Source organism: Psychrobacter sp. S4(2024) (assembly GCF_036861305.1).
Taxonomy (GTDB): Bacteria; Pseudomonadota; Gammaproteobacteria; order Pseudomonadales; family Moraxellaceae; genus Psychrobacter; species Psychrobacter cryohalolentis.
In genome coordinates, this window is record NZ_JAZAQR010000001.1 from 735,093 (window position 1) to 755,662 (window position 20,570).

18 protein-coding genes are annotated in these 20,570 nt (G+C 44.2%); 10 read left to right on the top strand and 8 right to left on the bottom strand.

All coding sequences use genetic code 11. The features are described from left to right. Positions 1-31: 31 nt before the first annotated feature. Entirely contained in the window at positions 32-796 is a 765-nt protein-coding gene (locus VLA57_RS03170; protein WP_133105101.1) for a UTRA domain-containing protein, read from the bottom strand. Positions 797-1,065: 269 nt separating this feature from the next. Between VLA57_RS03170 and hutU the strand changes: the two genes are divergently transcribed. From hutU to hutI, 5 genes are all read left to right on the top strand, one after another. Next, positions 1,066-2,784: a urocanate hydratase gene (gene hutU / locus VLA57_RS03175; protein WP_133105102.1), complete on the top strand. Its 1,719-nt coding sequence runs from the start codon at positions 1,066-1,068 to the stop codon at positions 2,782-2,784. A gap of 46 nt (positions 2,785-2,830) precedes the next feature. Next, entirely contained in the window at positions 2,831-4,213 is a 1,383-nt protein-coding gene (locus VLA57_RS03180) for a YjiH family protein (RefSeq protein ID WP_133105103.1), read from the top strand. 90 nt (positions 4,214-4,303) lie between these two features. Continuing rightward, positions 4,304-5,866, top strand: a complete 1,563-nt coding sequence (hutH, locus tag VLA57_RS03185; protein WP_133105104.1) for a histidine ammonia-lyase — start codon at positions 4,304-4,306, stop codon at positions 5,864-5,866. A 27-nt stretch (positions 5,867-5,893) separates the two neighbouring features. Then, the gene (gene hutG, locus VLA57_RS03190; RefSeq protein ID WP_133105105.1) at positions 5,894-6,985 is read left to right on the top strand and encodes a formimidoylglutamase; all 1,092 of its coding nucleotides are present in this window, start codon (positions 5,894-5,896) and stop codon (positions 6,983-6,985) included. A 77-nt stretch (positions 6,986-7,062) separates the two neighbouring features. Continuing rightward, complete coding sequence (gene hutI / locus VLA57_RS03195) at positions 7,063-8,400, top strand: imidazolonepropionase (protein WP_133105106.1); 1,338 nt, start codon at positions 7,063-7,065, stop codon at positions 8,398-8,400. A gap of 281 nt (positions 8,401-8,681) precedes the next feature. Here hutI and gdhA read toward each other — a convergent pair whose 3' ends face one another. Beyond that, a complete protein-coding gene (gdhA, locus tag VLA57_RS03200; RefSeq protein WP_133105107.1) occupies positions 8,682-10,028 on the bottom strand; it encodes an NADP-specific glutamate dehydrogenase in 1,347 nt (448 codons plus the stop codon). A gap of 396 nt (positions 10,029-10,424) precedes the next feature. On the opposite strand from gdhA, the gene VLA57_RS03205 reads away from it, so the two are divergent. Further along, positions 10,425-10,694, top strand: a complete 270-nt coding sequence (locus VLA57_RS03205) for a hypothetical protein (protein WP_149492119.1) — start codon at positions 10,425-10,427, stop codon at positions 10,692-10,694. Between the two features lie 232 nt (positions 10,695-10,926). On the opposite strand, the gene VLA57_RS03210 is transcribed toward VLA57_RS03205, so the two are convergent. After that, complete coding sequence (locus tag VLA57_RS03210; protein ID WP_333954337.1) at positions 10,927-11,490, bottom strand: GNAT family N-acetyltransferase; 564 nt, start codon at positions 11,488-11,490, stop codon at positions 10,927-10,929. A gap of 300 nt (positions 11,491-11,790) precedes the next feature. On the opposite strand from VLA57_RS03210, the gene VLA57_RS03215 reads away from it, so the two are divergent. Both VLA57_RS03215 and VLA57_RS03220 read left to right on the top strand, forming a co-directional pair. Beyond that, positions 11,791-12,459: a DsbA family oxidoreductase gene (locus tag VLA57_RS03215; RefSeq protein ID WP_333954339.1), complete on the top strand. Its 669-nt coding sequence runs from the start codon at positions 11,791-11,793 to the stop codon at positions 12,457-12,459. 28 nt (positions 12,460-12,487) lie between these two features. Beyond that, positions 12,488-12,736, top strand: coding sequence for a DUF2164 domain-containing protein (locus tag VLA57_RS03220; protein ID WP_149409261.1), 249 nt, complete (start codon positions 12,488-12,490; stop codon positions 12,734-12,736). Between the two features lie 90 nt (positions 12,737-12,826). Here VLA57_RS03220 and VLA57_RS03225 read toward each other — a convergent pair whose 3' ends face one another. Then, positions 12,827-13,936, bottom strand: a complete 1,110-nt coding sequence (locus tag VLA57_RS03225) for an S-(hydroxymethyl)glutathione dehydrogenase/class III alcohol dehydrogenase (protein ID WP_442968862.1) — start codon at positions 13,934-13,936, stop codon at positions 12,827-12,829. Positions 13,937-14,064: 128 nt separating this feature from the next. On the opposite strand from VLA57_RS03225, the gene VLA57_RS03230 reads away from it, so the two are divergent. Continuing rightward, entirely contained in the window at positions 14,065-14,931 is an 867-nt protein-coding gene (locus VLA57_RS03230; RefSeq protein ID WP_181209758.1) for a LysR family transcriptional regulator, read from the top strand. Positions 14,932-15,069: 138 nt separating this feature from the next. Then, positions 15,070-15,588, top strand: coding sequence for a DUF302 domain-containing protein (locus VLA57_RS03235; RefSeq protein WP_333954343.1), 519 nt, complete (start codon positions 15,070-15,072; stop codon positions 15,586-15,588). Between the two features lie 88 nt (positions 15,589-15,676). On the opposite strand, the gene VLA57_RS03240 is transcribed toward VLA57_RS03235, so the two are convergent. The 4 genes from VLA57_RS03240 to VLA57_RS03255 all read right to left on the bottom strand — a co-directional run bounded on the left by VLA57_RS03240 (position 15,677) and on the right by VLA57_RS03255 (position 20,536). Next, positions 15,677-15,964: a DUF4031 domain-containing protein gene (locus VLA57_RS03240; RefSeq protein WP_020444115.1), complete on the bottom strand. Its 288-nt coding sequence runs from the start codon at positions 15,962-15,964 to the stop codon at positions 15,677-15,679. A gap of 72 nt (positions 15,965-16,036) precedes the next feature. Beyond that, positions 16,037-18,328 carry a transglutaminase family protein gene (locus VLA57_RS03245; RefSeq protein ID WP_333954344.1) on the bottom strand — a complete coding sequence of 764 codons (2,292 nt, stop codon included), beginning with the start codon at positions 18,326-18,328 and terminating at the stop codon, positions 16,037-16,039. Then, positions 18,325-19,386, bottom strand: coding sequence for a hypothetical protein (locus VLA57_RS03250; RefSeq protein ID WP_333954345.1), 1,062 nt, complete (start codon positions 19,384-19,386; stop codon positions 18,325-18,327). Before VLA57_RS03250 ends, VLA57_RS03245 begins: the two co-directional genes overlap by 4 nt. Positions 19,387-19,528: 142 nt before the next feature. Next, complete coding sequence (locus tag VLA57_RS03255) at positions 19,529-20,536, bottom strand: AAA family ATPase (RefSeq protein ID WP_201531011.1); 1,008 nt, start codon at positions 20,534-20,536, stop codon at positions 19,529-19,531. Positions 20,537-20,570: the final 34 nt, after the last annotated feature.

The window sequence follows — 20,570 nt, forward strand, 5'->3', positions numbered from 1 at the left end:
CGTACAAAAATAGTGAATATGCGTAAGGTTGTTATAGTTCACCTGAAAACTGGTATCGCTCACCTGCGTGCCACATTTTGACAAAAGTCAGTACTTGACCCGCTGAGTAAGTTTGACGACAAAGTACCAATGTAGGCGACTGCGCGGTAATCTGTAGTAACGCTGCAATCTCATCGGGTGCGGCTAGTGCTCGAATAGTATAGCTACCGCGCTCCAATGGGCTTTTTGCAATGAGATAATCACTGGTATTGACCACGCTAAAATCTTGCTCGATAAACTCTGGGACCTTTAGAGCATCCACCCAGCGCTCTTCAAACTGTATCGGCTGACCATCCGCAAAATGGATGATCTTGACCTCATATAAAACAGCGGCTTCGCTATCAATACTTTTACCTTTTTTCGATTCAGAAGTTTCAACCACCTTCTCAAGACCAAATTTACGCCGTAGCTCATCATTGAGCATAGAAGCAGTAATGCCACGCTTACTGACAACTTTTGCTTGATAATCACGATTGGCAGACTTTAAATCTTGAGCGATATTACGCACTTCTACAAACGTATGATTAAACTGCTGCTGCGCAACAAACGTCCCCGACCCTTGACGGCGCTCCAATACTCGCTCTTCGCTCAATTCCTTTAAAGCACGGTTGACCGTCATACGAGAGACACCAAACTCTTCTGCCAACGCCATTTCGGTAGAAATCGCATTGCCCGCTTGCCATTTACCTGAATGAATATTGTCCAATATCGCATTTTTAATGCGTTGATATGCCGGAATCGCCTTTATCGTATCCATTTTTAACCGTTAGTTTTACCAATAAGAATAGCGTCATAGTAACACGAGATAATCATACAAACCTCAGCAAAACCATATGGCAGCTGCCTGTTTGTCTAATCACTCACAAAAATAATGCAGCAACAAAGAAAAAAAACTTGCATGAAAAAATAATTCCTGATAATTTGTATATACAACTTTACGGCAGTGTAAATAAATTTAGCAGACTGACCGTATAAGACTCACTTTGATTACCCTATTGCCTCAACAGATATCACAAGGATATGATCATGACTACTGATAATGGATTGAACAAAACCCCCGAATATACTCGCCGTGACGAAAGCCGCGAAATCGCCGCGCCTACTGGCAGCACCCTACATTGCAAAAGCTGGCTGACCGAAGCTCCTTATCGTATGCTGCAAAACAACTTGCATCCTGATGTGGCGGAAAATCCAAAAAGTCTAGTCGTATACGGTGGTATCGGACGTGCAGCCCGTAACTGGGAAAGCTACGATCAAATCCTAGAGTCATTAAAAGAATTAGAAGATGACGAGACATTATTGGTGCAATCTGGCAAACCCGTCGGCGTGTTTCAGACACATGAAAATGCACCGCGCGTCTTGATCGCCAATTCTAACCTTGTGCCCCGCTGGGCAACGTGGGAGCACTTCAACGAGCTCGATCGTAAAGACTTAATGATGTATGGCCAAATGACCGCCGGTAGCTGGATTTATATCGGCACGCAAGGCATTGTCCAAGGTACTTATGAGACTTTTGTGGAAGCAGGTCGTCAGCATTATGACGGTAGCTGGGCAGGCCGTTGGATTTTGACCGCTGGTCTTGGTGGTATGGGCGGCGCGCAGCCATTAGCTGCAACCTTTGCTGGTGCAACCTCATTAAACATCGAGTGTCAGCAGTCTAGTATCGATTTCCGTTTGCGTACGGGCTACGTCGATAAACAAGCTGACAATCTTGACCATGCCTATGAGCTGATTAAGCAACATACTGCAGCTGGTGAAGCCGTTTCTATCGCCCTACTTGGTAATGCAGCAGACATCTTGCCTGAGATGGTAAAGCGTGCCAATGCAGGCGAAATCAAACCTGATTTGGTCACCGATCAAACCTCAGCACACGATTTAATCAATGGCTATTTACCAAGCGGCTGGACGGTTGAAGAATGGAAAGCGGCACAAGAAGACCCAGAGCAACATGCTACCTTAACCAAAGCTGCTGCCGCATCTTGTGCCGTACACGTACAGGCGATGCTAGACTTGCAGGCAATGGACATCCCAACGACCGATTATGGCAATAACATCCGTCAGGTGGCGTTTGATGAAGGCGTAAAAAATGCCTTTAATTTCCCAGGTTTTGTCCCTGCTTATATTCGTCCACTGTTTTGCCAAGGCAAAGGCCCATTCCGCTGGGTAGCGTTATCAGGTGATCCAGAAGATATCTATAAGACCGATCAAAAAATCAAAGAGCTATTCCCTGATAATCAGCACATTCATCGCTGGCTCGATATGGCAAAAGAGCGCATTCAGTTCCAAGGTCTGCCAGCACGTATCTGTTGGTTAGGTCTAGGTGAGCGTGATAAAGCAGGTCTTGCCTTCAATGAGATGGTCAAAAACGGCGAGCTTAAAGGTCCTATCGTCATTGGTCGTGACCATTTGGATACCGGTTCTGTTGCCAGCCCAAACCGCGAAACAGAAAGTATGAAAGATGGCTCAGATGCGGTATCGGATTGGGCATTATTAAACGGTATGCTGAATGTCGCAGGCGGCGCCACGTGGGTATCATTGCATCATGGCGGCGGTGTTGGTATGGGCTACTCGCAGCACTCTGGCATGGTTATCGTCGCTGACGGTACTGATGCCGCAGCCAAGCGTTTAGCGCGAGTACTGGTCAACGATTGTGGTTCTGGCGTTATGCGTCATGCCGATGCGGGCTATGAGTTGGCGATTAAAACTGCTAAGGATTACGGTCTAAATCTTCCTATGATTAAGTAATTCTCCATAGACACATAGATCACATGATTTTATCAAGGAAGATAATATGACCAAGCAAGATACCCTACAACTAGAGAAAACTAAGCAAGTTGCTAACACCGTGCCCGATACGACAACGCCAGAGACATTACTGTCAAAACCCATTGCACTACTGCAATTGACTGTCTTTAGTATGATCGGTTTGGTGATGTTTTTTGTGCCATTTACCATTGGTGAAAAAAGTACAATTTTGTTCGACCATGGTGCAACTTATCTGGTCAATCAGCAACATACTTTATCTGTAACGTTGTTATTTATGCTGATGATATTTGGAGTAAGTAAACCGTTTATTGATGGCTCATGGCGCAAAAACATCACCCATAAAATCCTAACTGTCTTTAAAGTACTGGGACTGGTATTAGCTGTGATGTATATCACTGGTAACGCTCCAGCCTTTATGATGGAAAAAGATATGCTGCCGTTTTTATTTGAAAAACTGGCGCTACCCGTTGGTATGATTGTGCCGCTTGGGGCTTTGATTCTGGCGTTTTTAGTGGGTTTTGGTTTGCTTGAGATGGTTGGTGTATTGATGCAGCCGATTATGAAACCTATCTGGAAAACGCCGGGCGCATCAGCGATTGATGCAGTTGCTTCTTTTGTGGGTAGTTATTCGATTGGCTTACTTATCACTAATCGTGTGTATCTGCAAAAGCAATATTCTGCGCGTGAAGCCATTATCATTGCGACTGGTTTTTCAACTGTATCAGCTGCGTTTATGGTAATTGTTGCCAAAACACTGGGATTGATGGAATTTTGGAATCTGTTTTTTTGGTCAACGCTAGTGATTACCTTTATTGTCACCGCTATCACTGCCCGTATTCCACCAATTAGTCGGTTTGATAATGAGGTTGAGCGTCCAAATTTAGACTACAAAAGAGGCACGCGTCTAAAAGCGGCATATGAGCTAGGTTTGTCCACGTCACGCCGTGCATCAGATTTTAAACAGATTCTATGGACCAACTTTCGTGATGGCTTGACAATGGCAGCCGCTATTGTGCCCTCTATTATCGCCGTTGGACTCACTGGTTTATTATTGGCAAAGTACACGTCAGTATTTGACGCTTTAGGTTTACTGCTTTACCCCTTTACTTGGTTGGGCGGTTTGCCAGAGCCGCTCGTCGCTGCCAAAGGCATGTCTGCAGGATTGGCTGAGATGTTCTTGCCCGCATTATTGCTCAGTGAAGCGGATATGTTGACCCGTTATGTCGCAGGCGTCATCTCTATTAGCAGTGTGCTGTTCTTTTCTGCCATGATTCCTTGTGTACTAGCAACTGAGATTCCTATCTCTGTTGGGAAAATGGTCATCGTTTGGTTCCAGCGTGTAGCACTTAGTATCTTACTGGCAGCAGCTTTTGGACATTTGGCAATGTCTTTCGGCTGGATAAGTTAGGATAGATTGCACCTATTAATACAAGCACAACATCAATACTCCACCATATAATAAATACAGCTAATAACATTTAACCCTAGGATTACCACCATGACTGCTATCAAAAAATTAACCCTACAGCCACGTCAGCTTAGCTTTGAGATACTACGCGATATCTATGAGCAGCCCGTCATATTGACCTTGCCTGATAGCGCTTATGAGGCAATAGACGCCTCGCACGAAGATGTACAAACAATTATCCGCCGTGATAAAAGCGCTTATGGTATCAATACAGGTTTTGGTCTGTTGGCAAAAACCCGTATCAGCGATGATCAGTTAGAATTACTACAGCGTAACCTTATCGTGTCTCACTCGGTGGGCACTGGCGAAGCATTACCAGCCAATGTGGTTCGCCTGATTATGGTGATGAAGGTGACCAGTTTGGCACAAGGTGTTTCTGGCGTCCGCCGCGCCGTGGTCGACAGCTTACTGGGCTTAATTAATAACCAAATTACCCCAAATATCCCTGCCAAAGGCTCAGTGGGTGCTTCAGGAGATCTCGCACCTTTATCGCATATGACACTGGCGATGATGGGCGAAGGTCATGTTTATGTTGATGGTAAAAAAGTACTGGCCGTTGATGCTTTAGCACAGCATGGTCTTGAGCCAATCACCCTTGCGGCAAAAGAAGGTCTTGCCCTGATTAATGGCACTCAAGTATCAACTGCATTGGCACTACGTGGTTATTTCTTAGCACGTGATTTGCTTGAGACGGCAACCATCGTCGGCTCACTGTCTATCGATGCGGCTAAAGGCTCAGATGCGCCATTTGACGCACGCATTCACGAAGTACGTGGTCATCATGGTCAAATTGAAATCGCCAAAGCGCACCGTCAGCTGATTAAAGGCAGTGCCATTCGCGCCTCACACGATGGCGAGCAAGACGACAGAGTACAAGATCCTTACTGCCTGCGTTGCCAGCCACAAGTGATGGGCGCTTGCCTTGATATCATCAATCAAGCAGGCAAGACACTGCTAATTGAATCAAATGCTGTAACCGATAATCCACTTATCTTTAACAATGAAGACGGTCCAGTTGCTATCTCAGGTGGTAATTTCCATGCTGAGCCAGTAGCTTTTGCTGCTGATATTTTAGCCTTGGCCATTGCTGAGATTGGTTCTATGTCTGAGCGCCGTATCGCTTTGCTGATCGATGCTACTTTATCAGGTGGTTTGCCGCCATTCTTAGTTGATAATGCTGGGGTCAACTCAGGCTTTATGATTGCCCATGTCACTGCAGCAGCGCTCGCTTCAGAGAATAAATCTATCGCCCATCCGGGCAGTGTCGATAGCATTCCAACTTCTGCCAATCAAGAAGACCATGTATCGATGGCAACTTATTGCGCCCGTCGCTTATATGAGATGGCGCAAAATACCGCCACCATTATCGGTATTGAGCTATTAGCCGCTGGTCAAGGTATCGACTTCCATCGTGGGTTAGAGACCTCAGAGCCTTTAACTTTGGCACATCAGAAACTACGCGACCAAGTAACTTTTTATGATAAAGACCGCTACCTAGCCCCTGACATTGAAGCGGCAAAGCAGCTGGTATTAGATGGTACGCTTGCTGAGCATTGGCAGTCATTGCGTAGTAATTGGTACGACTCTAAATAAAGGCTGATTGCAAAAAGGAATCTGGCGATGACATCTCTAACAAATAAAGCAGCAAGCACGATTACCCATACAGAAGCCGTGAGCCATACGGCAGCTAATATGAGTCGCTGGACAGGACGTGCGGAGCCGTTTGAGACAGCTCGCGCTCGCTACTGGTATCAAATAGCGCAGCCTTATGCCTTTGATAGCACCAGTCAGCAAAACGGCCAGCGTATTGGGCTGGTCGGTTTCGCTTGTGACCAAGGTGTCAGGCGCAATCAAGGACGTGTGGGCGCAAGAGCCGCACCGCCATTGATTCGTCAGGCGTTTGCTGCACTGCCAGTCATCGCTGAGCTACAGCAGCGCTTTGACAATCAACTGCCAACCTTACTGGGTGATGCGGGTGATATTCACTGCCATGATCATGATGAATTTGCCGCAAACATGCTAGAACAAGCACAACTCAATTATGCCGATAAGGTAAGCCAGATTATCAAGCAAGGTGGCTTACCCATCGGTCTTGGCGGTGGTCATGCTATTGCTTATGGTAGTTTTTTAGGATTGTGGCAAGCGCTGCAGCAGACAGACGCTACCAATAATACAGACGCGCTGCTGCGTATTGGCATTATTAACTTTGATGCTCATCTTGATATTCGTCAGTCTGATGTCGCTACCTCGGGTACGCCATTTCGACAAATTGCCGAGCATCTTGACGAGCAAGGTCAGCCATTTAATTATTGTTGTATTGGCGTCAGTCGTTTCTCTAACACCGCTGCGCTCTTTGATCGTGCTGAGCAATTGGGCGTGCATATCATCAGTGATGAAGAGTGTACCAATAAAAAATGGAAAAAAATTGCTGCTCAAATAACCAGTTTCATCGAGAGCGTCGATATTATTTATTTAACCATTGATATGGATTGCTTACCATCTAGCGTCGTACCTGGTGTCAGTGCACCTGCTGCCTATGGTATTGAGCTCAGTTTCGTTGAGCGCGCGGTCAAACTTATCTTGTCCTCTGGTAAGGTAAAAGTAGCCGATATTGCTGAGATCAACCCTACTTTTGATATTGATTCGCGTAGCTGCAAAGTTGCCGCTCGTCTTTTGGCTACTATTATCGAGCAGCATTTACTAAATTTATAGATAAAGGCTTATAAGTTTAACTTTAGAAATGAATTTTATATATTTACCTGATTATCAGTATTAAGCAGGAGCTTATTATGAACAACTCTAGCGAACAGATACTTGACGACTCTATCAACACTACCGATGCTATGGATGCCTTAACAACGTTTGACCATATTATTATCAATGCCAATCTTGCGACTTTTTCAGCGCAATATGGTTTCGATACTTATGCTGAGAATAAAAACAGTATATCCACAGCCGCAAAAAGCATGCCTTATGGTCAATTAGAAAACGCTGCTATCGGCATCAAAGACCGCAAAATTGCATGGATTGGGGCGCATACGCAAATAACACCCTCTCTCACGCATTATCAAAGTCAGCAAATCACTGACGCTGATAATCATTGGATAACGCCTGGATTGATAGATTGCCATACTCATATCGTCTATGGCGGCAACCGCAGCAATGAGTTTGAAGCGCGTCTACACGGTGCCAACTATCAAGATATCGCTGCCCAAGGTGGCGGTATTGTCTCAACAGTTCGTTCCACTCGCGAAGCCAATATCGAAGAATTGTTTGCACAGAGTGAAAAACGACTGCTGGCGCTTATCAAAGAAGGTGTGACCAGTATCGAGATTAAATCTGGTTATGGACTAGACTTAGACACTGAACGTAAGATGCTGATTGTAGCGCGCGCACTCGGTGACAAACACAATATTCATGTCAGCACCACTTATTTAGCTGCTCATGCCCTACCACCTGAATACAAAGATCGTGTCGATGACTATATTGAGCAAGTTTGCCAGTGGTTACCAATCTTGCATAGCGAGGGCTTGGTCGATGCAGTCGATGGCTTTTGTGAAAACATTGCCTTTAATGCTGAGCAGATTAAGCGCGTCTTTGAAGTCGCACGCTCATTAAACTTACCGATGAAACTGCATTCTGAACAACTATCAAATATAGGCGCTAGCGCCTTAGTTGCTGAATATCAAGGATTATCAAGCGACCATCTTGAGCACTTAGTAGAAGACGATATCAAAAAAATGGCAGCAAGCAATACCGTTGCTGTGCTGTTGCCAGGCGCGTTTTATACCTTACGTGATACCAAGTTGCCACCGATCGAAGAACTGCGTAAACATCAAGTACCAATGGCAATTTCGACTGACTGTAATCCAGGTACCTCACCGCTGACCTCACTGCTATTAGCGATGAATATGGGCTGTACGCTATTTTATATGACCCCTGAAGAAGTATTGGCAGGGGCAACGGTTCATGCAGCTCAAGCGTTAGGTCTAGCTGATAAAGGGCGTATAGAAGTGGGCTGTGATGCAGACTTGGCACTTTGGGATATCACTCGCCCTGCTGATTTAGCCTATCAAATGGGGTTAAATCCTATTGAAGGTATTATGATCAAAGGTGCATGGCGTTAAACTTCACCACTCGTTTTTGACCACGCTCTTTTAAATCCTAAAAAGCCCCAATCAATGAACGATTGAGGCTTTTTGGTTTATGAAAAGAATTTATGACATTAACAACTTATGTCTTATATTGAGTTCAATATAAAAGAGTTACGTTCAGAATAGCATTATGCTGGGATAAATTTCTCTCGCTTGCTGTGCGCTTCGCACTCCAGAGGCTTCGCAAAATTTATCCCAACAGTACTGTATTCTTTTTAAATTGAATCGACTGTAGTATGATCTATAAACCGCTCTTAGTTCAAGATACCATAAGCAACTAAGGCATCGGCAACACGTTTAAAGCCGACGATATTAGCGCCAGTCATATAATCGATATAACCTTTATCAGTTTGATGGTATTTTTCTGAGGCTTCAGCAGCGCCGTCATGAATATTTTTCATAATAACTTTTAAACGTGCATCAATCTCTTCAAAAGTTTTGTACTGACGTACTGAGTTCTGTGACATCTCAAGACCAGATACTGCTACGCCGCCTGCATTTGCCGCTTTACCTGGAGCATAGTGCACACGGTGCAAGCGGATATGATCAATTGCTTCTGCAGTCAATGGCATATTAGCACCTTCAACCACATACTTAATGCCGTTCTCAACCATCAGCTTAGCGTCGTCTGCATTCACTTCGTTTTGCGTGGCTGATGGGATAGCGATATCGCCTTTGATATGCCAAGGCTTTTGTCCAGCAAACCATTCACCGCCATAGACAGCTACATAATCTGCTAATGGTTGGCTTTTTGCTTTTTGCGCTTTTAACCAGTTGATTTTTTCTTGATTTAGACCCGTCTCATCATACAAGGTACCTTGCGAATCAGATACGGTGACCACAACACCGCCCAGCATATGAGCTTTTTCAGCAGCATGTAGAGAGACGTTACCCGCGCCTGAAACCAGTACTCGCTTACCATCTATGCGCTCATTTTGAGCCGTTAGCATATTTTCTAAGAAGTAAACCGCGCCATAGCCCGTCGCTTCCGTACGCATCAAACTTCCACCAAACCCTACGCCTTTACCAGTCAATACACCGCCGTATTCGCGGGTCAGGTTTTTATACATGGCAAACATATAGCTGATTTCGCGTCCGCTAACGCCGATATCACCTGCCGGTACGTCCGTATCTTTATTGATATAGGGATGCAGCTCACGCATGAAAGCATAGCAAAAACGACGGATTTCGTTGTCTGACTTGCCCTTTGGATCAAAATCAGAACCACCTTTAGCGCCGCCCATTGGCAAACCAGTCAAGGCATTTTTAAAAATTTGCTCAAAACCTAAGAACTTTAAAACCGATTGATTGACGGTTGGGTGAAATCTAATACCACCTTTATAAGGTCCTAACGCGTTACTAAATTGGACACGCCAGCCGCGATTGACCTGTACTACACCTTTATCATTTTCCCAGTTGATACGGAAACCCATCACGCGGTCAGGCTCAACCAAGCGCTCAAAAACTTTGAAAGCATCATATTCAGGATGAGAGTCATATAGTGGCGCAATCGTGATTGCAACTTCTTTTACTGCCTGAATAAACTCAGGTTGATGGGCGTAACGTGCTTCGATTTTTTCGATTGCCTGACTGATACTCATATAGGTTCCTTAGGGTAGAAATTGTAATCGTGCTGATTTACACCGGCGCACTATCGCATACCCGAAAATGATAGGATGGTGAACACAGATGTAGGATTGATGTCGCTGCTATACGCTATCTGGTATGACAACTGGTGGGATTAGAATCCAACGGTTTGGGTCGCTAAATTATGATAAAGAAGCCCAGACTATTTTTATCTCATAACTGTATATCATTTTTTTGATGTATACGTCTAGTAAATATCAGCATCATCAAAAGTTATGGATAAGTTTTTATCATTAAAATATCTGAAAATAGTGCGTAGTAAAAACTTAATAATTAAAAAAAGGTGATTAGTTTAGAAAGCTTTAGACAACTAAAGCAAATATTGAAGCATTTGTCTTTAACAATGAATAATGATTTCATTAGCACTATCAAAAGACGTCGATGAAGAGCGCATTCGAGCTATGCAGCTTTTATTGTCACTGGGTGATCGTATAGGCCGCGAATTGGCTTGTGGTAGCACCGACCGTATCATGATTCAAAGTGTGAAAAACTATGTAATCATGACTTCATCAGGTTATAAGACTGCAATGAATATTAGGGCTAAACTGAATGCCAAACTTGGCTTAATATTCTTAGATATTGAATGTGCTTTGGAGGCATTGATGAAATTAATGGGATAAGTGGTGTTAAAGAACCATCAACGCTGTTTGATACCTCATCTAGCTATCAATCGCTTTATCAATAACACTTTAAATGAAAATAGGCACCTTGTCTTATAAAAATTATTTAAGGCATTGCACACTGTTTATATGCAATGAGTCGTTAGTACATTTAAGTAATGGAAATAGCCATTCACAATGAGATGGTAATACATCAAGGCATCTGATGTGGCAACGCTCATTCTAAAGCTACTCAAACTGCCTGCCACTGCTGCCGAGTGATCTTATATAGCACATGTTCAGCGAGTAAGTGATTTGACTCAAGTGCAGGATGATAAAAATTGTTTTGCGTATCAGTCATCCTGATACGCTTCATAAGCAGTTGAGAGCGCTTATTAATCACAGCAGTAAATGCAACCACCTCATCAAGCTCTAGCTCGCTGAAAGCAAAATCTAAAGACGCACGAGCAGCTTCAGTTGCATAGCCTTGTCCCCAAAACTCCTTACGCAGTCGCCAAGCAATCTCGACACAAGGAGCAAAAGACATATCAGCATGCGTCTGATTTAAGCCAACAAAACCAATAAAGGCATCATTTTTGTTTGAACCCTTTTTTAGACTGAGCGCCCAAAATCCCCAACCATTATCTTCAATCAGCTGCTGGCATTTACTCGCAATAATATCGCTCACTTTAGCTGGTAAAAGCTTGGGAAAATACTTCATAACCTCTGGATCGGCATTCATAGCAGCAAATATTGCAAAATCGCTTGCTTGCCACTGTCTAAGATACAGACGCTCTGTTTCTATACAAGGTTGCATTTGGTACTCTATAAAGCTCATTAAATTGCCTATTTACATAATTTCTCAAGTCATTCTTATGATGGCTACCCAGTTTAAGCCGCCATAATCAATAGTCGGCTTATGATTATGGCTGGTAGTTATCATTAGTAACTTATCCGCCATTGTAATCACCTAGCCTTTCTCTTAGTATCGTTTGATAAGTATCGTTTGATAAGTATCGCTTAATAAGCATATTGATTACAGTCAGCTTCAGGTAAGAAAGCTTACTTCAAATGGTACTTCATTAGATAAAAACAGACAATAAATTAGGTAAAACATATGGAAAACTCAAAGCAGTTAACATCAGAGCAGCCACTACGCATCGATATCGTATCAGACGTCGTTTGTCCTTGGTGTGTCGTCGGCTATCGCCAACTAGCAGCAGCACTAGAGCAAACCAATACTGATCATGAGATACATTGGCATCCGTTTGAGCTAAATCCTAATATGCCAAGCGAGGGTCAAAACATGCGTGAGCATATCATGGAGAAATATGGCTCAAGCAAAGCCGAGTCAGATGCTAGCCGCGCCAGAATAGCCGAGGCAGGTTCTGATGTCGGCTTTCAGTTTAATTTTAATGATGACTTGCGTATGCACAACACCTTTAATCTGCATCAGCTTTTGCATTGGGCTGAGCAGCAAGGGCGCATGCATGAGTTAAAGCAGGTATTATTTATCGCGCATTTTACCGATAATAGAAACCTCTCTGATATCAAGGTACTTGCCGATATTGCTGCAGAGATTGGGTTAGATGGTAAAGAGGCGCTGACGGTTTTAGAAGACCAGCGGTTTGCCAATGCCGTACGTGAGGTAGAGCAGCATTGGCGAAGGCAAGGTATTCAAAGCGTCCCTGCTATTATTTTTAATGAGCAGCACTTGGTTAGTGGCGCGCAAGGCGTGGACAATTATGTCAATATTTTAGAGCAGCTAGCCAATATGAAAGAGTAAATTAAGATTTTTTAGTAGGATCATTTATATGAATAAAGATAAACCAATCACCCTATCAGATGAAACTGAGATCCTTATCTTAGATCAACTACGGGTTTATATGAATGAGGAATTCGATATCGATATTGGTAATTTGCCCGCTAAGTTCTTATTGGATTTTATCATCGAAACTGTAGGTCCGCATTTTTATAATCAAGTGGTCGATGATATGGAGCCATGGCTATACGAGAGGTTTACGGGGATGTTAGAAGATATGCATAGCTTTAAAAAGGACTAAAAGATAGACAGAAAAAAGCCGCTCCTATGATACCTATGATAGGAGCGGCTTTTTCGTATTCTATGATGCTAATTTTATAACTGTTACAAGTTAAAAATGAATAACCGTACGAATACTCTCGCCTTTATGCATTAAATCAAACGCTTCATTGATGTCCTCTAATGGCATCGTATGAGTGATAAAGTCATTTAATGGAATATCACCTTGCATATAACGATCGACATAGCCGGGTAATTCCGTGCGACCTTTGACGCCCCCAAAAGCTGAACCACGCCAGACGCGACCAGTCACTAGCTGGAATGGACGGGTTGAGATCTCTTTGCCTGCACCAGCGACACCGATGATGACCGACTCGCCCCAACCTTTATGACAGCACTCAAGCGCTGAACGCATAACATCGACATTACCGATACACTCAAATGAGTAATCTACACCGCCATCCGTCATCTCAACGATAACCTCTTGGATAGGTTTGTCATAATCTTTAGAGTTGATGCAATCAGTCGCGCCTAGCTTTTTGGCGAGCTCAAATTTATCTTCGTTAATATCAATACCGATAATACGACTGGCTTTTGCCATTTTTGCACCGATAATAGCCGCTAAGCCAATACCACCAAGACCGAAAACCGCAACGGTCGCGCCTTCTTCAACCTTAGCGGTATTCATGACTGCACCCAGACCAGTGGTCACACCACAACCAAGTAAGCAAACTTTTTCTAACGGTGCATTGGCGTCAACTTTGGCTAAAGAGATCTCTGGCAATACCGTATATTCAGAAAAGGTTGAGCAACCCATATAATGGTAGATTGGCTGACCGTCTTTATAAAAACGGGTGGTGCCATCTGGCATCAAGCCTTTACCTTGGGTCTCACGTACCGCTGAGCATAAGTTGGTTTTACCTGAAGTACAGAACTTACATACGCCACATTCTGCGGTATATAAGGGAATGACATGGTCACCCACTTGCACGCTAGTCACGCCTTCGCCGATTTGCTCAACGATACCGCCACCTTCATGACCTAGGATAGCTGGGAATACGCCTTCTGGGTCTTCACCAGATAAAGTAAACGCATCGGTATGGCAGACGCCACTGGCGATGATTTTGACCAATACTTCGCCTTTACGCGGTAGCATGACGTCCACTTCTTCAATCGATAATGGCTGATTAGGGCCCCAAGCAATGGCAGCTTTTGATTTGATAAATTTATCTGACATAAAAGTGTCTCTTTTTAATGGTTGAATTTTAATAGTGTGATTATTTTATATTACTTCCCTGCTAATGATAATATAGCATATTTGCAAATATCTTTTACACAGTGGTAATAATCATGAAGTGGGATGGTATCAGTGAGTTTGTCTATGTGGCAGAATTTGAGAGCTTTACTAAAGCGGCGGCAAAGCTTGCCATCTCGACAGCGCAAGTAAGCCGGCAGGTCACTGCACTGGAGAAGCGGCTCAATACCAAGCTGCTGTATCGGACCACGCGTAAAGTGTCGCTAACAGAAGAAGGGCGGGTGTTTTATCAGCATTGCCGCAGCATCCTTGATGGACTTGATGCCGCAGAGCAAGCGGTCAGTAATTTGCAGTCCAAACCGCAAGGTCGAATCAATCTGACAGCTCCTGTCACCTATGGAGAGCAGCAGCTATTACCACTGATAAATGATTTTATGGTGCAATATAGTGATATCGAAGTGACGGCTTTTTTGAGCAATCAGAAGATTGATTTGATTGAAGGTGGTTATGACTTAGCAATACGTATCGGTAAGCTGAGCGACTCTACGATGATGGCAAAAAAACTCAGTCACCGTACCAACTTTGTCTGTGCATCGCCCGCTTATTTTGAGAAATATGGTCGCCCAAAAACCTTGGATGAACTCAGTCAACACAGCTGCTTATTGGGTACACTTGATTATTGGCATTTTAAAGAAGCGGATACAGAGCGCAATATACGCGTGAGCGGTAAGATACGGTATAACAGCGGTTATAGCTTGGTTGATGCCGCGCTAAAGGGGCTTGGTATCGTACAACTGCCAGATTATTATGTACAAAAACATCTAGCAACCGGTCGTTTAATGACGGTATTGGACGAATATAGAGAGCAAGAAGAAGGGATATGGGCAGTCTACCCGCACAACCGTCATTTATCGCCAAAAATTAGGCTGTTGGTGGACTATCTAGCAGATCATTTGGCTTAATAATTCGTTAAGGCATGTTGCAAAGCGACTCTTTACTATGCACCGTTTATTACGCACAATGTAAAGATGCACTATAAGGACTCGATGTTGCCAACCATCACTCATTGAACAAACGACCACTATAAAAAAGGATTTTTTATGCTTAAGATTATCTCTATTGCTGCCTTAGCTTTGGCTGTATCCTCTTGCGCCAGTGTTGAAAATATTTTAAACGCACCTGATAAGATGCCATCAATGCCAGACACGATGACTGCTATCAATGCTAAAAAAGGTTTGGTTACGATGCAAAGTAATCATTCCGTGCAAGATACTGCTGATAAGCTGGCAGCGATTATTGAAAGCAAAGGCATGAAGGTGTTCGCACGCGTCGATCATCAAAAAAATGCACAAAGTGTCGATTTAACATTAAGACCAACACAAGTTATTATGTTTGGTAATCCAAAAGCGGGTACGCCATTGATGCAATGCGAGCAAAGCGTCGCCATCGACTTACCGCAAAAAATTCTCATCAGCGAAGATGCCGATAAAAAAGTATGGCTGTCATATAATAATCCTGAGTATTTAAAAAATCGTCATAACATTAAAGGTTGCGATACCGAGATTGCTAACATCTCAAAAGCGCTCAACAGTGTTAGTAAGGCAGCTATTGCCAAGTAAATTTCTAGCAAAAAATTTAATAAATAAAAAGGTGGGTAGCCAAATCGCAACCCACCTTTTTTCTATCTCTAAAATATTAATTTATTTATTAGCAATGCTCAGAGCGTGCTATTTGCTCATGCAACTCTACTTTTAATTTCTTTGCACATTCGATAATCTTTTTTCGATCGGCAGGGATAGCACCATACTCAATGGCAATTTCGCGCATTTGTACGGTGACATCGTAGTGCGGGTAACTGGCATGGCGATGGAATAAGCGCGCATCCACTTCAATCAGCGCAGCAAAATCATGCAGCTCTTGCAAGGTATCTGCCAGCAGATGGCACCACTTATAGCCTTTAAACTCTATCTGCATAAAATCGACGTATATCGCCATAGAGCTATCCCTTTATTTATTGCTTTAAAATAATCTAAGTACTTTTACTCTAGTGCATCTACCACACACAAATCAGTATAACCTTGGTAATTCCCTTACGTTTTTCTTTAGCTGCTTAAGTACTTGCTGGTACTCATTATTACTCAGATCTATCGTGCTCAAACGCCCATAACGCAGCTGGCGATAATCCTTTTTAATCTGCTCGATTTTCATTTGAGCCACTGTTAAAGCATTGCTGTCTACCAACTGACTAGGACTACTATTTTGAGTGTTTGTTTCAGGTTTTGGACGAGCACTTGTATCAATTGACATTGCCAAGCGTTCAAGCCATGCCAATTGCCCTTCACTCTCAAACCTAGCCAACGTTTTATTATTCTTGCCAATACGTTTTGATAGCTGTGCAAGTGGCAGATCTGCTGGATGCCAGCGCTTGCGGCGGCGTTGCCAAATGACAAAAACGAGAATTACCATGACGGTAATAGCACTTGCTGCCAACCAAATAATTTGCTGCATCACTGAGCGGATGTTGAACCATTTGAGTAGCGAGTCCGCTTGCTTGTCCTGATCGTAACCGACGACGTCTTTTTGCCAATAGTAGCTGGCTTGGTCTGACAGGCGGCGCAAGGTTTGTAGCATCTGATACTGCTGATAGCTGATTTGCGCGCTAGCCCCATCGCCAAACATCGTAGCCCCTTGTGACTGCGTCAGCGCATCCATGCCTTGCTCGACGCGCTCAGGCGCTACAAACGCAGTCGGATCGACACGTACCCAGCCTTGACCCTCAAGCCAAACTTCCGTCCAAGCGTGCGCATCCTTTTGTCGCACCTCCCAAACATTCCCACTGCGGCTTAGCTCGCCACCTTGATAGCCTGCCACGACCCGTGCAGGTATGCCAGCGGCGCGCATCATAAAGGTAAAGCTGGAAGAATAGTGCTCACAAAACCCCGCTTTGGTCTCAAATAAAAACTCATCAATACGGTTATTATTCAGCCGTGGCGGAGATAGTGTATAACGAAAGTCTGTTTTATGAATCCAGCGCTCAATAGCTGCCATATAGCGTAGAGGATCTGAGCCTGACTGGGCAAAAAGCTGCTGGGCTAATGCTCGTGCTTGTGGGTTGCCTTTATTAGGCAAGGCAAGATTTAGTCGTCGCACCTCGTCAGTGAGTATAGGGTCAATCTGCATCGGCGTAAACTGTGCTACATCGTAGCGTAATTGCTGGGTAACAGGCTGGTCTTTTAACAGGGTAAAGTCTGAGGTGACACTGACATCTTGCTGCTGGGTAAACGGATAATCGAGTCCAAATAACCAGTTCTGCTGAGTAGGTTCTAAGATAATCTGATAAGTGTTGGGGGCAGCTTTCACCGCATCAGGAACAGTCGAAAATGCATTTTCAATCCAAGTAGGTATAGGTAACGTAGGCTGCCATGTTCGCTGCTGAGGGCTTTGACGCCATGTAACCCCGTCAAAATCGCTAAATACCAATCCTCGCCAATACAACTCCTGCTGCGGGGGTCGATTGTCTGTAAACTCTACGCGGAAAGCCAATTCGGTTGACTGACCTAAATTAGCAAAATCGCCTGGCGACATACTATCAGAGACGCCTGTGGTCGCTTGCTGACCTGATAACTGTACTGACCACAGTGGGGGCAAACGCGGAAAGAATAGGAATAGCACCACCAATAGTGGCAATGCTCCAATACCCAATACACCCAAGGTGCGCAGACGACCATCACCGCGACTATTCCCATCATCATTTAGCGCGATAAATGCCAGCAACACAACAATCGTGCCAACAATCACTTCTAAAGTCGTTATTAACCCTTGATCCATCAAAAACAACGCTGCAAGTACAAACAGTGAAAGATTCAACACCACATAAGCATCGCGGCGCTTGTAAAGCTCCCACAGTTTACTGATAAGGCAGAGCACTAAAAATGCCACACCCATATCCAGTCCAAATGCAGTATTGTAGGTCAGCCACAATCCTGCCAGCCCCAATAAGAAGCCAAGCATTTGCATGCCTTGATAGACGCGTTTTAAATATGCTATTTTTTTAAACCGCACTTTGATGCGTGGCAATTGGGCAATAATACTGACGACAGCAAAACCCATTAGCCATAATGGTAAGTGTGCCGCATGAGGTGAAATAACAATGACTTGGGCAATTAATACCCAATAATAGGCTGGTAGCGCTAAAAAATTGCGATACCATTTTCTAGCGTAACCGTGTTCAACACTAGCGCGGGTGCTTTGACCCGTTGCCAATTGCTCAAAAATGGCTGTCTCTGTAGAATTTTTAGTAAGAAAATCGATCGATACATTTTCAATATCATTTGAGGAAGATCGTTTAGAATTGTTCATGGCGCTTTTGCCAATCTTAGCAAGCAAGCCTTTGCAAAGCTGTCGCCCTCGCCCGTCATTACCGCAGAGGAAAATTCAGACGGTGCCTCATTTGGTAAGCACATATTAAACGGCACACCCAATTGCCCTAATATGAGCGTGCCGTGAGCCAGTTGTGCCAGCTTCTGTTCATGCTGCGCAGCTGGCATATCGGCATAATCCAAGGTTTGCTCGTGACCAACAGGATCGGCAAAATGCTTGGTAAGCATACCCTGACCGCGCGCTACGTGACCCCAAGAAACCCGTGCCAGTGACTCTCCTTCGATATAGCCATCTAGCCGCTCAAAGTCATCTTGACCTTGCCGATATTGCCCGCCTATAGGTAAATCCTCCAAACTGGCAACTGCATACTGCGCTTGCCAATCAAATACTTCAGGTTTTGGATAGACCCAAACCTTACGGGAAAAATACACGTAAGACCATGCCCGCATGATACCCAAAGGGTAAACCGTTTTTATTTTTAACCGTGGTAATTCAAACTGCCCACGATTCTGCGTCGGTACAGGCAAGCGAATAATTTGCTCGTTTTGCAGTCGTGTCACCAGTATTGACTGTTTATTATCAGCGTTATGTTTAATTTTTTTACTGGTTTTTTTATCTTTTTTGCTATTAGCCTTGCCATCAGTCTGCTCAAAGCTAAATAACAACTGCCGTCTTGGTTGACGGCTCTCACTGCGCAGCTGCAAAGTCACCCAAACAGGCGCACCTGCTTCTGCCATAGTCACCTCAAGTAAACGTATTTGCAGGCCTGAAATGTGCGCAAAGGTTACATGAAAGCTGATCAGCCAAACGCTAATCAAATAAAAACATAAACCTAACACCAAGTTATTGCCATAGTTAATACCGGCAATAAAAGTAATGATCAGCAGCACCGCAAATAGCATGCCTTCCCGGCTAAAAAATATATAGACATTACGCAAATTGAGGGTGGCGCTGTCACTTTTGGGCGCACGCGAAGCGAACCATCGATTGGCTGCTGAGGCAGCTGTTACGGTGAAAGCTTTTGGCAAAAGGCTCATGGCTACCCTATCGTTACCATAAAATTGACAATATCATTGATATTCAGAGAAAGCGTTCGATACCAATATGTTGAATAACCACTTAGAGAATCGCCTTCAGTGTTAAATGATTTTAGATGAGCATTTATCGAATCATAAACATTTAAACAATAACTGCTACTTCTGCCAAAATACGTTGAGAAATGGTCGGGGTAGCTTGCCCGCCAGTGACATGGGCTGGCACAAAACGCTGACCCAAACGATGGTCAGTGACTGCAGCAAATACCGCTTGAATATCTTCAGGCGTGACCTCCATATGTCCTGATACATAGGCGTAAGCCTGCGCGGCGCGCTGTAGCGACAATAAACCGCGCGGCGACAGCCCATGATACTCTTGGCTTGCTCGCGTCTTTGCGACCAGACGCTGAAGATAATCCAAGACCACATCTGCGATGTATACCTGCTTAACCCCTTGCTGCGCCAATAACACCGCTTCCGTATCAAGCACCGCACCCAAACTGTTTAAAAGCTCGCGGCGATCTTGACCTTTTAACAATGCCCGCTCTGCTGCAGCTGATGGATAACCAAGCGATAAGCACAATAAAAATCGATCTAGCTGCGACTCAGGAAGTGGGTAAACACCTGCTTGCTGCAAAGGGTTTTGAGTGGCTATCACAAAAAATGGCCTGGGTAAGGGATAACTTTGCCCATCTTGTGTCACTTGCCGCTCCTCCATCGCTTCAAGTAAAGCGCTCTGGGTTTTGGGACTTGAGCGATTGATCTCATCAGCGAGCAGCAGCTGGGTAAAGATAGGACCTGCTCGAAACTCAAATTGGCGCTTATTTTGATCATAGATACTCATGCCCAATATATCGGCAGGCAGCATATCATTGGTGAACTGCACACGGCTAAAGCTTAAGCCTAATAACTGGGCTAAACCTTGTGCCAAGGTCGTCTTACCCATACCCGGCAAGTCTTGTAGCAATAAATGACCGCCTGCTAAAATACCACTAAGCGCAAGCTTAACTACTTGCGATTTATCCAATACGATTTGATTCAATTGCGCCATTAACTGAGCAATTTTTTGCTGATTATGGCTATAATCAGCAGCACTAGGCACCGTTTGAGGACGCGTTTCTGATATCAGCTGATGTTTCGATGAAAGGGGCATATTAGTGGCTGCGTTAAGGCGATTATGGGTTTAA

Coding starts and splice junctions, on each gene's coding strand:
- VLA57_RS03170 (WP_133105101.1), bottom strand. CDS start 796: ATGGATACGATAAAGGCGATTCCGGCATATCAACGCATTAAAAATGCG.
- hutU (WP_133105102.1), top strand. CDS start 1,066: ATGACTACTGATAATGGATTGAACAAAACCCCCGAATATACTCGCCGT.
- VLA57_RS03180 (WP_133105103.1), top strand. CDS start 2,831: ATGACCAAGCAAGATACCCTACAACTAGAGAAAACTAAGCAAGTTGCT.
- hutH (WP_133105104.1), top strand. CDS start 4,304: ATGACTGCTATCAAAAAATTAACCCTACAGCCACGTCAGCTTAGCTTT.
- hutG (WP_133105105.1), top strand. CDS start 5,894: ATGACATCTCTAACAAATAAAGCAGCAAGCACGATTACCCATACAGAA.
- hutI (WP_133105106.1), top strand. CDS start 7,063: ATGAACAACTCTAGCGAACAGATACTTGACGACTCTATCAACACTACC.
- gdhA (WP_133105107.1), bottom strand. CDS start 10,028: ATGAGTATCAGTCAGGCAATCGAAAAAATCGAAGCACGTTACGCCCAT.
- VLA57_RS03205 (WP_149492119.1), top strand. CDS start 10,425: ATGATTTCATTAGCACTATCAAAAGACGTCGATGAAGAGCGCATTCGA.
- VLA57_RS03210 (WP_333954337.1), bottom strand. CDS start 11,490: ATGCAACCTTGTATAGAAACAGAGCGTCTGTATCTTAGACAGTGGCAA.
- VLA57_RS03215 (WP_333954339.1), top strand. CDS start 11,791: ATGGAAAACTCAAAGCAGTTAACATCAGAGCAGCCACTACGCATCGAT.
- VLA57_RS03220 (WP_149409261.1), top strand. CDS start 12,488: ATGAATAAAGATAAACCAATCACCCTATCAGATGAAACTGAGATCCTT.
- VLA57_RS03230 (WP_181209758.1), top strand. CDS start 14,065: ATGAAGTGGGATGGTATCAGTGAGTTTGTCTATGTGGCAGAATTTGAG.
- VLA57_RS03235 (WP_333954343.1), top strand. CDS start 15,070: ATGCTTAAGATTATCTCTATTGCTGCCTTAGCTTTGGCTGTATCCTCT.
- VLA57_RS03240 (WP_020444115.1), bottom strand. CDS start 15,964: ATGGCGATATACGTCGATTTTATGCAGATAGAGTTTAAAGGCTATAAG.
- VLA57_RS03245 (WP_333954344.1), bottom strand. CDS start 18,328: ATGAACAATTCTAAACGATCTTCCTCAAATGATATTGAAAATGTATCG.
- VLA57_RS03250 (WP_333954345.1), bottom strand. CDS start 19,386: ATGAGCCTTTTGCCAAAAGCTTTCACCGTAACAGCTGCCTCAGCAGCC.
- VLA57_RS03255 (WP_201531011.1), bottom strand. CDS start 20,536: ATGCCCCTTTCATCGAAACATCAGCTGATATCAGAAACGCGTCCTCAA.